Source organism: Neptuniibacter sp. CAU 1671, from assembly GCF_029222905.1.
Lineage (GTDB): Bacteria > Pseudomonadota > Gammaproteobacteria > Pseudomonadales > Balneatricaceae > Neptuniibacter.
The window spans coordinates 179,499-193,579 of sequence record NZ_JARHUE010000005.1; the positions used below are offsets into that span (position 1 = coordinate 179,499).

The 14,081-nt window shown below is 53.6% G+C and carries 15 protein-coding genes and 2 tRNA genes; 3 read left to right on the top strand and 14 right to left on the bottom strand.

What is annotated here, in order from left to right:
• Positions 1–7: 7 nt before the first annotated feature.
• The 14 genes from P2G53_RS10465 to P2G53_RS10530 form a co-directional block, all read right to left on the bottom strand.
• Positions 8–1,231, bottom strand: a complete 1,224-nt coding sequence (locus P2G53_RS10465; protein ID WP_275816950.1) for a glycosyl transferase — start codon at positions 1,229–1,231, stop codon at positions 8–10.
• A gap of 26 nt (positions 1,232–1,257) precedes the next feature.
• Positions 1,258–2,100 carry an HAD-IIB family hydrolase gene (locus tag P2G53_RS10470; RefSeq protein ID WP_275816952.1) on the bottom strand — a complete coding sequence of 281 codons (843 nt, stop codon included), beginning with the start codon at positions 2,098–2,100 and terminating at the stop codon, positions 1,258–1,260.
• Positions 2,101–2,252: 152 nt separating this feature from the next.
• Complete coding sequence (locus P2G53_RS10475; protein ID WP_275816954.1) at positions 2,253–3,230, bottom strand: 2Fe-2S iron-sulfur cluster-binding protein; 978 nt, start codon at positions 3,228–3,230, stop codon at positions 2,253–2,255.
• 9 nt (positions 3,231–3,239) lie between these two features.
• Positions 3,240–3,599, bottom strand: a complete 360-nt coding sequence (locus tag P2G53_RS10480; RefSeq protein WP_275816955.1) for a group 1 truncated hemoglobin — start codon at positions 3,597–3,599, stop codon at positions 3,240–3,242.
• Positions 3,600–3,611: 12 nt separating this feature from the next.
• Positions 3,612–4,025, bottom strand: a complete 414-nt coding sequence (locus P2G53_RS10485) for a group 1 truncated hemoglobin (protein WP_275816957.1) — start codon at positions 4,023–4,025, stop codon at positions 3,612–3,614.
• 11 nt (positions 4,026–4,036) lie between these two features.
• Positions 4,037–4,381, bottom strand: coding sequence for a c-type cytochrome (locus tag P2G53_RS10490; protein ID WP_275816959.1), 345 nt, complete (start codon positions 4,379–4,381; stop codon positions 4,037–4,039).
• Positions 4,382–4,400: 19 nt separating this feature from the next.
• Positions 4,401–4,982 (bottom strand): DUF3365 domain-containing protein, encoded by a 582-nt coding sequence (locus P2G53_RS10495; RefSeq protein ID WP_275816961.1) that lies wholly within the window; start codon positions 4,980–4,982, stop codon positions 4,401–4,403.
• Between the two features lie 39 nt (positions 4,983–5,021).
• Positions 5,022–6,338 carry a cytochrome c3 family protein gene (locus P2G53_RS10500; RefSeq protein WP_275816963.1) on the bottom strand — a complete coding sequence of 439 codons (1,317 nt, stop codon included), beginning with the start codon at positions 6,336–6,338 and terminating at the stop codon, positions 5,022–5,024.
• A gap of 9 nt (positions 6,339–6,347) precedes the next feature.
• A complete protein-coding gene (locus P2G53_RS10505) occupies positions 6,348–8,333 on the bottom strand; it encodes an FAD-dependent oxidoreductase (protein ID WP_275816966.1) in 1,986 nt (661 codons plus the stop codon).
• A gap of 302 nt (positions 8,334–8,635) precedes the next feature.
• Positions 8,636–9,208, bottom strand: a complete 573-nt coding sequence (locus P2G53_RS10510; protein ID WP_275816968.1) for a hypothetical protein — start codon at positions 9,206–9,208, stop codon at positions 8,636–8,638.
• A 105-nt stretch (positions 9,209–9,313) separates the two neighbouring features.
• The gene (locus P2G53_RS10515; protein WP_275817148.1) at positions 9,314–10,507 is read right to left on the bottom strand and encodes an HDOD domain-containing protein; all 1,194 of its coding nucleotides are present in this window, start codon (positions 10,505–10,507) and stop codon (positions 9,314–9,316) included.
• A 142-nt stretch (positions 10,508–10,649) separates the two neighbouring features.
• Positions 10,650–10,736 (bottom strand) — tRNA-Leu (locus P2G53_RS10520).
• Between the two features lie 69 nt (positions 10,737–10,805).
• A tRNA-Leu gene (locus P2G53_RS10525) sits at positions 10,806–10,892 on the bottom strand.
• Between the two features lie 102 nt (positions 10,893–10,994).
• Positions 10,995–11,882 carry a zinc ABC transporter substrate-binding protein gene (locus P2G53_RS10530; protein WP_275816970.1) on the bottom strand — a complete coding sequence of 296 codons (888 nt, stop codon included), beginning with the start codon at positions 11,880–11,882 and terminating at the stop codon, positions 10,995–10,997.
• Between the two features lie 62 nt (positions 11,883–11,944).
• On the opposite strand from P2G53_RS10530, the gene P2G53_RS10535 reads away from it, so the two are divergent.
• From P2G53_RS10535 to znuB, 3 genes are read left to right on the top strand one after another with little or no spacing between them, the layout of a single operon-like run.
• Positions 11,945–12,433 carry a Fur family transcriptional regulator gene (locus tag P2G53_RS10535; protein WP_275816972.1) on the top strand — a complete coding sequence of 163 codons (489 nt, stop codon included), beginning with the start codon at positions 11,945–11,947 and terminating at the stop codon, positions 12,431–12,433.
• Positions 12,430–13,197: a zinc ABC transporter ATP-binding protein ZnuC gene (gene znuC, locus P2G53_RS10540; protein WP_275816974.1), complete on the top strand. Its 768-nt coding sequence runs from the start codon at positions 12,430–12,432 to the stop codon at positions 13,195–13,197. The genes P2G53_RS10535 and znuC overlap by 4 nt, the downstream gene beginning before the upstream one ends.
• Entirely contained in the window at positions 13,197–13,985 is a 789-nt protein-coding gene (gene znuB, locus P2G53_RS10545) for a zinc ABC transporter permease subunit ZnuB (RefSeq protein ID WP_275816976.1), read from the top strand. The genes znuC and znuB overlap by 1 nt, the downstream gene beginning before the upstream one ends.
• Positions 13,986–14,081 lie beyond the last annotated feature (96 nt).

Sequence of the window (14,081 nt, forward strand, 5' to 3'; positions counted from 1 at the left end):
TCACCCCTTAGCGGCTGTACTGCTGGTAATCAGCCTCCACCGCCTCAATCAATCGGTCAAACACGTCTGGCATGGCACTGGCAACCCGGTTCCAACTGGGGATAAAGGGTTTCTCCATCGGATTGGTCAGGAACGCATCACCCGCTTTCATGATATTGCGGGCAAACATCTCCACCGCTTCCTCTTCCGCATGGATATCCAGCGACAGGCCATTCATCACTGCATCGTTATGGTAGGTCTCTATAAAATCGAGGGCAATCCGGTAATAGGTGGCCTTGAGCGTTCTGAAGGTTTCCGTATTAAACGTGTGGCCCTGAGTGGCCAGCTTGCGGAACAACGCCTTGGTGATGTCGATGGACATCTTGGAAAGGCCACCGCCATCATCGTCTTTCGACAGATCCTGATGCTTGTGGTCGTAACGGTCAGCGATGTCCACCTGACAGAGCCTGTTATTGGCGAAGTTACGGTGCACTTCGGACAAAACACCGATCTCAAGCCCCCAGTCACTGGGAATGCGCAGGTCACTCAGTACATCGCGACGGAACGAAAACTCGCCGGACAGCGAATAGCGGAAGCTGTCCATATACTGCAGATAATCCAGTTCACCGAAAATTCGCTTCAGCGCACGCAGCAGTGGCGTCACCAACAGGCGGCAGACACGGCCATTGATCTTGCCATCCGCTACCCGGGCATAAAAACCTTTGCAGAACTCATAGTTAAACTGCGGATTAGCTACGGGATAAATCAACCGCGCCAGCATCTCTCGGTTATAGGTCACGATGTCACAGTCATGCAGGGCGATAGATTCCGCTCGGCCGGTGGCCAGCATATAACCCATGCAGTACCAGACGTTGCGGCCTTTGCCCCGCTCGCGGGGCGCAAGATCCAATGCCTGCAGTTCCGCATCCAGCGCCTTCAGCCGTGGACCATCATTCCAGAGAATACGATGCGGCTGCGGCAAGCCGCCAAAAAACTCCAGCGCATAGCGATACTGCTTTTCATCCGCCATATCCAGACCGATCACAATTTCGGACAGGTAAGGCACGGCTTTCAGCTGCTCAACAATCGGGCCCAGTGCCGGACCTTCCAGCTCGGAATACAACGATGGCAGAATCAGCGCCATCGGGCGTTGCCGACTGAAACGCACCAGTTCGGATTCCAGTTCTTCCAACGGCCTTTGTGACAGGTTATGCAGGGTCGTGATAATGCCATTCTGGTAAAAATCGGCCATAACATCTCCTCAGCATTTCAATCATTTCAGTCTGCGGACAGGGACAATAGCTGACGGATACCCGCCGCCCAGCCCGCCGGCCCACAGTGTTCACTTAAGATAAACGGGGTACTTGAAAACAGTTGTGGTGGCGCATGGACGGGCGAACGCACCAGCAACGCCCTGTCAGCCGCCTGCAGCATGGCAATATCATTCTGACTGTCGCCGGCGGCCACCGTCAGCAAAGGGTGTTTGGGTTGATAGGCCTGATAACAGCGGGTCAGCCACTGCAGTGCCTTTCCCTTATCACACTGATCCACCAGGTGCAGAAAACGGCCACCCTGCAGCGGTTCAATACCCTCTGCAGCAAGTGCCTCGATAAACGTTACGCGGCGCTTCTCGTCTCCCAGCCAGTGAACAGGCTCACTGTATTCACGCTGTTGCGCCAACCGGGCTTGCTCCGGATTCAGGCCGGTCAACTGAACCAATTGTTCGACGGTGAGTTCACTCAGCAGCACAAACTCATCTTTAAATTCGGTTTTAAGCCGCTGCAGCAGGGGCTGCCATATCTCAACCGACCGGGAAAAGGGCTTTACCCAGAATGCCTCCGCCTCTTCACAACCCTGAGGGCACAGAGGGAAATAGCCTTTGGGAATAAACACCGCGGCGCCATTTTCGGTCACAAAAGGGTGTTCATTCTGCAGCTGGGCACGCAGCGGCAGTAGTTCAGCGCGGGTTTTGCTGGTGACGGGAATCACAGGTACCTGCTGCTCTGCAAGCAACCGCAGGGTCGTTACAGCCGGGGCGAAGCTGTAGTTGTGATGGTCGAGCAGGGTACCATCAAGGTCGGTAAAGACCAGATAATCAAAGGTTTTCTGACGCTGTGACATTGCAACATTGGGTGATCCGCCTCATTGCACCAATAATGTGCACAAATTCGGATCAATCACTCCTTATTCAGGTGATTATAGCTGTTGCAGGTTTTGTGCCGTTTTTACTGCGACGCAAAATAAAAAGCCGGCGAACGCCGGCTTTGGACAAGTCAGGCTGCCACCGCCTGACTTGAGGGAGTGAACTGGTCACAGTGAATATCCTGCATGCTGGCACCGGCCAGAAACGTCTGCTTACGTAACTTTTGCACACGTTCGGGTGAGCCGCAGAAATAGGCGCGCATCCCTTTGGTATCGGGATAGTGCGCTTTCATAATCTGATTGATATCCCCCACTTCGATGCCATCAGGCTGTATTTCAGCCTCCAGCACCACCGGGGTATAGGTAAAATTCCTGTAGGCTGAAGCCAGCGATTTAAGCTCTTTATCCAGATAAAGATCATCAGCCACCCGCGCACCGGCAAACAGGTGAATAGGGCCATCATGCCCCAGACGCAGCGCATCACGCACAATGCCATACAGGGGAGAAAGACCGGTACCTGTACCCGCCAACAGCAGGGGTTGTTGCATATTTTCAGAGGTGTAAAAACAGTCGCCAAAAGCACCCTGCACTTTAAGCGAATCACCCACCGCCAAATCATTCAAAGCCCACTGGCTGAACTGACCGTCGTCATGGATTCGGATCTGCACTTCCAGCTCAGGTTCAAGTTCTGGCACGCTGGCCAGGGAATAGGCACGGCTTAAACCATCTTCGCGCACCAGATTTACAAACTGACCCGAACGATAATCCAGCTCACTGCTTAACCGTAATCTCAGTACCCGACCCGGCAGCAGTTGTTTGTCCACCACCACTGCACAAACCGACTGACTGGCGGGGTTGCGCTGCACCTTAAGGTGCGTTTGCGGCTCGCAGCAGCAGGCCAGAAAGTAACCCTGTGCTTTTTGTGTTGCTTTCAGCCCCTGTTGGGCAGCGGCGGGCAGTTCACCATCCAGCACCTGCATCATGCAGCTCTGACATGCGCCCGCCCGACAGGCATTAGGAATATCGTGCCCGGCATGCAGCAGGGCTTCCAGCAGATTACTGCCGGATGCCACACTCACCATACTGTCTTCAAACTGTACCGTCGCCATGCAAATCTCCTAGCGATTCAGCACGTCGTCGCGCACGCTGTTGCCAATGGCAGCGATCTGTTCGATTTTATCTGTACCGACACCCAGCTCGGTGAGCGTGGCTGCCAGATTTTCCAGCACTGCATCAAAATGGGTGTCGTTCAGCCCTTTCAGATGCTTGTGACCTTCACGCATGTCTTTGCCGGTGTAGTTATGGGGACCGCCAAACACCATGGTCAGAAAGGCTTTCTGCTTAACAGCCTGTTCGTCCATGTCGACGGTATCGAAATAATGACTGATGCGGTCATCGGCCAGGACTTTGCGGTAGAAAATATCTACCGCAGCGTCCACAGCAGCTTCACCACCCAGTTGCTCGTATAAACTGCTCATGGGAATCCTCGATTATCGATTCAGTACGTCGTCGCGTACGCTTTCAGCAATACCGGCAATCTCACCGATATCATCACCACCCACACCCAGCTCGGTCAGGGTAGCTGCCAGATTCTCAACCACCGCATCAAAATGGGTGTCGTTCAGACCGGTCAGATGCTTGTGGCCTTCACGCAGATCTTTACCGCTGTAATTGTTAGGACCACCAAACACCATGGTCAGAAACGCTTTCTGTTTAACGATCTGGCCATCCATATCAACGCTGTCGAAATAGTGACTGATACGGTCATCCGCCAGCACTTTGCGGTAGAAGATATCCACGGCTGCATCCACCGCAGGCTGGCCGCCCAGACGCTCATACAAGCTTGGTTTTGCTTCCTCTTTACCGGAAAACAACCCTTTGAGTTTATTCATGAAACTGCACATATCAGGCTCCTTTATCGGGCTTCTAGCTGGGACAACATGTAGTCCACGGCATAGCCGATTTCTTCGTCAGTAAGATCAGTATTACCACCCTTGGCTGGCATCAGCTGATAGCCATTGATGGCATGTTGCACCAGTACATCCCGGCCCTGTACGACCCGTTTACCCCACATTTTATTGTTGCCAATGATCGGGGCACCGTTGATGCCCTGACCATGGCAGGCGAAACAGGTAGCGGTGACAATCTGCTCTCCTTTCTGCAACGCAGGGGAGAGCGTAGCTGCTGGGCCATCGCCTCCGTCACAGCCCGTCAACGCGAGCAACAGTGCGAGGCTTCCGATTCGGGCTGTGTTTTTCATCCTGTTTCTCCGTGGTTAATTAGCCACCCAGTGGCACACGAATCACGACACCACCCATAACTTCACCGATTTTGAAGTCAGTACGCGGGCTGTCTTTGTGCTCGTTGTGACAGGTTACGCATGGGGTCGCTACCGCAACGTCCGGATATACCGCAGTGAAGTAAGTGGTATCACCCAGCTTTTCTTCGCCGTAGAAGTTTTTGCCAGGGTTAGCTGCGATGTACTCAAGACCCTGTTTTTCCATCTCGGTACGTGGCGCATTCTGTGAGTTGATTGGCCACAGCGACTGCAGCGAGTAAGTGAAGTCATCGGTCATTTCGGCAACAGCCTCAGCACCGGCACGGAACATCTGTGCTGGCAGTGGCGCACCGTTTTCCAGATCCTGCCAATGCTCTTTAGGCGCAATGGCATTCGCACCGGCAGGGCCAAGGCGTTTGATGATCAGCTTGGTGTAGTTGGTACGATCCGCTTTCATCACGGCAAACAGCGAGTCAGTGTACAACTCGGGTTTGATACCCACCGCTTTGGGCTCATCCTGGCAGCCAGTCAGAATCAAAGGGGTTGCCACCAGGGCCGCGCAGATAATTGATTTTTTCAGCATCTTAAACACTCCGTTCTCAAGTTGAGTTGAGTTGTAGTTTTATCGATCTTTCTTTTCTCTATCCCGGGCCACGGCCATGTCGATTGACGGAATATGGCTTCCGGGTTTTCCGTTAAAGTTGTTCATAATCAATGTCTGATCTGCCAGTGCGTCCAGACTGAACGCCAGTGAGTGGCAGTCCATACATACGCTTCGCACCATCTTTTCATTCGGGCGCAGATTCATGTTCTGGTTGTGCTCAACACGCACAGTCACCTTGCCAAAGGCTTTATGTGCTTCACGCGGCATATGACAGGTTGCACAGGTCACACCGCTGCCGGCTGGCAGCTCGTCGGCCAGCTCTTTCTGCCACAACGAGGCATGGGGAGAATCGGCATAATTACGACTGTGATCGTCGTCATGACAGCTCTGGCAAGACTCCACCGCCGCAACTTTCAGATCTGGCTGGTGAGCATCGTGGCAACTGGCGCAGTCCAGACCGCTCTGGTCCGCATCGGCTTTGAAAGGCAGCCGGGCCAGGGCAGGTGACATCTTGCCCAGGCCCGCCTTGAGGCGCATACCATGTTTCCCAGCGAGAAAGCCTGATTCCTCGTTTTCATGACAGCTGCTGCAACTGGCTACACCAGGATCGTCCTGCCAGACGCCGGTGGTGGAATGACAATCAGTACAGTTCACACCGGCTTCGGCATGACCACTCAGACTCCAGCCCTCAACAATCTCATGGGCTGCGTCGGCATCCGCCTGCGCCAGAGAAAGAGGCTCTTTACGTTTAATATCCTGAGTACCACTGCGCGCCAGTACCTGAGCCATAGCTTTCACCATGGGGCCGGACTGATTTGCTAACAGGAAGTCTTCATACAGGGCGCGGTTGTCATGGAAGTTATGGCAGCCAGCACTGGCACAGGTATCAAAACCCATGCCTTCATGACTCGGACGGTCCTTGGCAACCTCCTGATGGCATTCGTAACAGAAGTCTTCCGGCAGGGTCACACCCATGGCGAAGGTCTGATGTTGTTTATGTTCACCGTGACAGCTCACGCAGTTGGTGGCGTTGATTTTTTCCAGCCGGTCGACGTTACGTGGGTCGGTAAATTTCTTGCGCGGGTGCGAGTCATGGGCATCTTTCAGCTCCTGCTCGTGACAGCCCATGCAGGCATCATGCAGCAGCTCTTTACCGCCAAACGGGTCGGTGTGGCAGGTATCGCAACTGAGTTCGATCTGATAATGACCATGGGTGGTTGGGCCAATCAGAAAACTGGGTTTCTCCGGCTTAGCGAGCATTTCATAGCCCAACAGACCGGCAAGCCCTGCACAGAGCGTTAACCAGATCAGCCAGATGGACAGCTTGCGACTCATCAATACCCCTTAGAAGTAATACACGCTGAGAATGTGGAAACTGAGCAGCACCGGCAGCGGCCAGGTCAGTAATAAATGGCCCCAGAAGCCAAACGAACGTAGCTTTTGCCCCAATCCGGGGCTGAATTTGTATTGCCAGCCAATGATCAGACTGACGACGACACCCAGCAGACTGAGCGCCAGGAAGTTGATCAGCAGCCACTGATTCAGCTGCTGTCCGGCATGAAATCCGGTATGCACCAGCAGTGTCAGCAGACAGACGAGGGCCAAAATGGTGTGCAGATTGCGCCAGAGCTTAAAGCTGCCAAAGCGCAACAGACTGCTACGCTTTTTCAGTGACATCAGCAAACCAATCACTGTCAGCCCCAGCAAAGTAAAACCGGAGATCTGTTTGAACAGACCATCATTCCAGATCAGATCAAGGCGCAGTGGCTGCTGCACCGACTGACTGACCTCCAGCCCCGGCACCAGCAAAAACGCCAGTACCGCAGCCAGCACACCCAGTCCGGTGACCACCAGGCTGTTGCGATCGGTTTCTGGCTGAGCCTTTTCAGCCGTGCCCACCATCAGTTGCACCAGGGGCTTACAGCTACCGCAGGTGGTTGCCGCGCCGGTCGCTTCGCCCAGCGCCGCCACAGAACAGCAGCCACTCTCCATCGCCACGCTCAACTGACCGCGGGTCACCTGCTTGCAGTTACAGATAATGGCGGACTCAGGCCAGGCAAGAGGGTTGTTGGCGGTAGAGGGATTCCAGAGAAAGCCGCGCATACGGAAGCTGAGTGTATGCCAAGGCATCAATATCCGCTGGTGCGTAATCAGCTCCTGAATGCGGGGGATTTCACTCCACTCTCCTACCGCCATGGCACCTACCAGACGACGGCCTTTCAAAATCAGTTTGCGATAACAGCCCTGTTCACCCTGCCAGACAATCGATTTTTTTGGATCATTGGGCTGATCATCATGTACATCACCCATGCTGAACACGGGTACGCCCACCACTTTCAGGCGAGCAATACTGTGTGAACCCAGATAGCGGCTGTCACCCTGACAGATATGATCTGCAGCGATGGCGGCCTGTTCAAAACCGGGGGCCACCAGGCCATATATTTTTTCGTTATGTTCGGCGCATTCACCAATGGCGTAGATATTCGGGTCACTGGTGCAGAGCTGATCGTTGACTCGAATGCCACGTCCAACACTCAGCCAGGCCTTACGTGCCAGCTCAATGTTGGGTCGGATGCCCGCTGACAACAGTACGGTATCGCAGGCAATCACCTCACCGTTACGTAGGGCGACGCCTTCGGTCTTGCCATTACCGATCACACCTTTGACGCCCGCGCCGGTAACAATACGGATACCCATGGCTTCAAGACGTCTCTGGAGCAGTACCGCCGCTTCATCATCGAGCTGCTGATTCATAATGCGCGAGGCTTGCTGAACCAAGGTGATATTAATCAGGTTGCACTGCAGTGCCCGGGCCGCTTCAAGACCCAGCAGGCCTCCACCCACGACCACCAGATCTTTACTGCGGGTGGTACGTGCTTTCAGCCGCTCGGCATCGCGCATGTTACGGAAGGTAAAGACATTATCCAGATCAACCCCATCCATATGCGGCACATGGGCTCTGGAACCGGTCGCCAGAACCAGTTTGGAGTAGCGATAGGCTGTACCCTGAGCATCAACCACGCATTTGAGTTCGCGGTCGATGCTGGCGATGTCAGCACAGATAAACTGGAAGGCCGGATCCTTATCCAGCTCATCCAGCGGCAGCAAAAGGTTATTGCTGCTGTCCTGACCTGCCAATAACGAGCTGAGCCTGACACGGTCATAGGGCTGGTAGGGTTCGTTGCCAAACAGAATCACCGGCACATCCGGTTTACGTTTGCGCAACTCCTGAATAAAACGGAAACCTACCGGGCCTGCTCCCACAATAATGATCGCCTCATCCCAACGGACTGAGGTCACTTCAGATGTGGTAGTGGCAACCGCCTGCATGTTCATATCCAGCTCTAAGATCGTTCAATAAATACACAATCAGAGCAGAGCAAAAGATTTGCCAAAAGATATATATTAGTATTTGTTAATTTAAAATACCCATTAAAAACATGCTCTTATATATACAAGACACATACTTACACAGGATCTAAAGATGTATTTTAAATGCACTAAAAAAGGTAAAATTTCGCGCCCGCAGCATTCTGCGCACCGAAAAGAGGCATCCGAGCAAGAGGAAAGATTGTAACTGCAGGTACTGCGGGATCGGCCCGGAATACCTGCTCAGAGAGGGGAGCGATCTGTTAACGGATAACCAGATCAGGTAACCAGCGTTGTTTACGCTCTATGGGGTCACGCAGGTTTTCATTCAGGGGCGGGACATTCAGATCTGCTGGTGGAGAGGCGAGCAGGTTAAGGTCTATTGCCTCAGCGGTACCCAGAATTTTTCCATCTTCTACACGCATGTTGTAGTAGATACCGTTCCAGAAATTAGCACCAAACTCATCCGGCTGTTTAAACATGAACAACAAGTCATGTTCCAGCCAGCTCAGGTTATCGGCAGTGACACGGTGAGGCTGTTCATAGGGATACGGCAGGTGACACCAGAGCTCAGGCCCCTCAAGGCATTTCATCTCCTTCATGGAGAGAAAATAGTCTTTGAACCTGGCGTGATCCATGTGCAGGCTGTACTGGCTGGCACCATCGGCTGGCTTGAAGGTTACCGAACCCACCGCAATTTCAGCACCGGACTTATCCAACAGATAGACCGTTTTTTCGCCCGCCAGAGGGTTGGCAGACACAACCGAAACAGACAGCCCAAAAAACAAAACCAGTAAAAGCCGTATGGATAGATCCCGTTTTTTTCTCATGCGCATCTTACTCTCCGTTCATTCTTATTATGGATTGTAGCCGTTAGAAGACAGCATGAGATAACTCTACCCACAAATATTCGAGAGTTCTAATAAAGAAACGGTAAAGATTTAGAGAGATCCCATCACCTGATTGCACCAATTCAGTGCTTCCTGGTGTGCCGGTAAAAAGGAATCCTTCAATTCGTCCCCGTTCATCACAGACCAGTCACCGTCACAATACGCCTGAACCTGAGCCAGCAATTTGCCCAGTTCACCACTGCCACCGTTCACTGCCCGCTTAACTTCAAGCGAGATGGGTAACTGCGGCAGCAATTCATCACGTTCGATATCCAGCAGAGCATCCAGACCGGAGATCACCCCCGCAAGGAATGCCATTGACGGCTCCACAGAACGACTCTCCTGTGCTAGCTGTTCACTCATTCTGGCCTTGGTCAGCAGCAACCGCATCAGTTCCTGAGGTTTATTCTGATAACGACTGACTGAAAACAGTAGCAGCCACTTCCTGAGCTCGTTCATACCCAGCAGGATAATGGCTTCCTTGATACTGTTAATCTGCCGCTGACCACGGAATACCGCCGAGTTAACCAGTTTAAGCAACCCCACCACCAGCGCCGGATCACGCTTGATCAGCTCTTCCAGTGACTGAGGTGAAGTCTCCGGATCATGTGCTTCAGCAATCAACTGCAGCATGACCGTTTCCTGCAGGCTCAGGCGACGACCATTAACCGGTTTGGGACGGGCAAAGAAATTGCCCTGCACCAAAGACACATCCAGGGCGGTACAGGCTTCATAATCCGGATAGCTGTTGATGCCACAAACCAGCAACTCAGCGTCACCTTCGCGATTGGACTGCACGTATTTGGTTAAGGCCGACAGGGAAAACCGCTGCAGATCCAGCTTGATAATATCAGCCAAGGCCCTCAGATGCTGTGAAACGTCCGCCGCCACCATCAGGCGATAGCCTTTTTCTGACAGCTTTTTAAGACGATACAGGTCATCGGCCGAGAGTTGATCTGGCTCCGCCAGTTTTAATTCAAGTATCAGTCGTTCCGGCACTACGCCCGGCACCTGAGCCGTTCTCAGCCAATCCAGTGAGATGGTAATGATGGCAGGCAAAACACGCAGCTGCCCCTGCTCCAGCAAACTGCAGCAGGAATCGATAAACAGATCGTTACAGGTATCTGGTTCGGGCGGCTGTTCCAATAATGGAAGATCCGGATGCGCCAGACGCAAACTGTAAGCAAAGGTTTCAAGCTGTCGGTCAAAGACCGGCTGCCGGGCGAATAGCATTTCGCTGGACATATTACTCAAGATATTCAGAATCCGGGATTTTTCAGGAAATAAGTCCTCAGGAACAGAGACTTAATATCACTGGCTTTAGTGCGAAGGATAGCACTTAGATCAGAACAGGTTAATGAAAATCTGGAGAAGAATTTTTCAGGATTGGTGCAGATGGGGAGACTCGAACTCCCACGCCCGTGAAGGCACTAGCACCTGAAGCTAGCGTGTCTACCAATTCCACCACATCTGCGTATCAGTCTGATTTATACAGGATCAGCGGCCTGTTCTTTCGTTGCACCATACCCGGAAAACCGAGGGATGGTGCAGATGGGGAGACTCGAACTCCCACGCCCGTGAAGGCACTAGCACCTGAAGCTAGCGTGTCTACCAATTCCACCACATCTGCGTCGAAAGTGGGGCGCATTATATAGAGCAAAAAACCCTTTGTGAAGCCTGTGAATCATTTATTTTTTCACACCACAGGCCCCAACAGCCCTACAATCAATGATCATTTCGGGTTGATATTATTTTCGCCAAGGCACTGTCGGATCGCCTCACCCAAATGCCGCAGAAAACCGGGATAACCCAAAGCTGAATCCAGATCACTGGCCAGCGGATCCAGCGTTACAGAAGTCACCGGCAGGTCAGCAATCAACCGGTTAATCAACGCGGCCTCAAATTGCGGCTCAATGAAAATACAGCGCGCTTCACCACTCGACAGCAGCCGTCTGATCTCTGCTGTTTTACGCGCGCCGGGTGGCAGCCCCGGTTCCAGTGTCAGATAGGCCACCTGATTCAGACCGTAGTGGCTGACCAGACGGTTAAAGGCGTCATGAAATACCACAAAACCGACCGCCTGCAGGGGGGTCAGGTTGTCTCTGTTTTCGGCATCCGCCTGTGCCAGTGCTTCTTTGAAACGTTGAAAGTTAGCTTCGATCACCACACTGTCATGGGGGCGAAGATCAAGCAGCATCGTTTTGAGGCGCTGTGCGTATCCCATCGCAGCGTCAGGATCGAGCCAGACATGCGGATCCTCGCCGGCGTGATCATGTCCGGCATGACTGTGGGCTTCATCCTTGTGCTCGCCCGCCTCATGCTCAATCCAGCGTAGCTGAAGCGTTTTTCGACTCGACAGCGGACGGTCTAAAAAAGGTTCCAGCGACGGCCCCACCCAAAGCACCAGATCTGCATTCTGAATCAGCTTCAACTGAGAGGGTTTCAGGGCAAAGTGATGAGGCGAACTGCCTGCCGGTATCAGCGCCGTTGTTTCACCCAGCCCCTCGACCAGGCTGTCGGCAATCAGTTGCAAAGGGCGAATGGACGCCACCACATTAAGCGGCGCTGCCATCAGAGCAGGACTCAGCAGACAGAACAAAACACACAGGCGACGGATCAAGGCAGGCACTCCGGAAAATTTACAGTTATAATATAACATCTCACTCCCTTCAGGACAGTCTCATGAGTTCAGAGCATGTGGCCTTCGACCCGGACCATAACCACAGCGCCTGTCGCCAATCGGCCCTGGCCAAAGCCCGTCAGCTATGTCAGGAACGCAAACTGCGCATGACGCCGATTCGCGAGCTGGTACTCAAAACCATCTGGCAGAGCCATAAACCTCTGGGAGCGTATGAGTTGTTGCCCACCCTGTCGGCAGCAGGTTTCAATTCGGCGCCACCCACGGTCTACCGGGCATTGGAGTTTCTGCAGGAACAGGGACTGGTACACCGCATTGCGCTGCTCAACGCCTTTATCGGCTGCCCGCATCCCGGTGCAAAGCATCAATGCTCTTTTCTGATCTGTCGGCAGTGCGGTAATACGCAGGAAATGGATATGCAGGCGGTGACCCGACAGATCCAGCACCAGGCTGAAACAATGGGATTTCTGCCTCAACAGCAGGCGCTTGAGGTTTTGGGCCTGTGTCAGCATTGTCAGGAATCGCAGTCATGAGTCATAGCCACGAACCCTTGGCCACACTGAGCAATATCAATCTGCAGTTCGGCAGCACTCAGGTACTGCAACAGGTGACCGTAGAGTTTCATCGCGGTTGCATCACTACCCTGATTGGTCCCAATGGCGCAGGCAAAACCACCCTGGTCCGTGTGCTGCTGGGCCTGCAGCAACCCACCAGCGGCGTTGTCTGGCAACAACCGGGACTGCGCATTGGCTATATGCCACAAAAATTGCAGATCGATAAAACCTTTCCGCTGACGGTAAAACGTTTTCTGGAGACCAGTCAGTGTCGGGATAAAAGTAAAATGCGTTCTGCTCTATCCGATGTGGGTGCTCAGAACCTTTGGAAACAGTCGATACATGACCTGTCCGGGGGCGAGATGCAACGAGTAATGCTGGCTCGCGCCCTGTTGCGCGACCCGGAACTGCTGGTATTGGATGAACCGGTACAGGGCGTCGACATCAACGGTCAGCTTGAGCTCTACAGCCTGATCGAGCGAATTCGGGATCAGCGTGGCTGCGGCGTGGTAATGATCAGCCATGACCTGCATCTGGTGATGGCGGCGACCGATCATGTGGTCTGCATTAACCAGCATGTCTGCTGTTCCGGTCATCCTGAGCATGTGACCAATGACCCGGCATTTATGGAGCTGTTTGGCCCGCGCGGTGCTGAGCAACTGGCCATATATAACCACCAGCACAATCACCGGCACAATGTGCACGGCGATATTGTTACCAGCCACAACTGCGAGCATCACTGATGGACAGCTTTCTGATTTACGCCCTGATCGGCGGGCTTGGGGTGGCGGCGATTGCCGGACCACTCGGCGCCTTCGTTGTCTGGCGCCGCATGGCGTATTTTGGCGACACCCTGGCTCATTCTGCCCTGCTGGGGGTAGCACTGGGGTTCCTGCTGGAGATCAATCTTAACCTGGCCATCATTGCCTGCTGTGTTGGTCTCTCCCTGCTGTTGGTGAGCCTGCAACGTCAGCATCTGATCGCAACAGACACATTGCTTGGCATCATGGCACACAGCGCGCTCTCTCTGGGTCTGGTCGCGGTTGCTCTGCTGGAGATTCGGTTGGATCTGATGGCCTACCTGTTTGGTGATCTGCTGGCGATCGGTCCTCAGCAACTGCTGTGGATTTACGGTGGCGGCGCGCTGGTCCTGTTGCTGCTGTACAAACTCTGGCAACCCCTGCTGGCCATCACCATCAATGAAGAACTGGCCAAGGTAGAGGGCGTGAAAGTAGGCCGCATTCGCCTGAGTCTGATGTTGCTGATCGCGATGGTCATCGCCATTGCGATGAAGATTGTCGGCCTGCTGCTGATTACATCCCTGCTGATTATCCCCGCCGCCACTGCGCGTCGGGTCGCAAGTTCGCCGGAACAGATGGCGATTGGCGCCGCCGTCTGTGGCTGCCTTGCTGTCACTGGCGGACTGCTGCTCTCCTGGTACGGAGATACGCCAGCAGGTCCCTCTGTAGTGGTGATCGCGTTACTGCTGTTCATCGCCAGTTATCTGCTGCCTCTGCGCCAGCCTGCTTGACGAAATTTTCAACCGGGTATCAGCCCCACGCAGGACAAATACAGTGGGGGGCTGACCCATGCAACGGTCGAAGATCAGGGGCCACTTTCAGGCCGC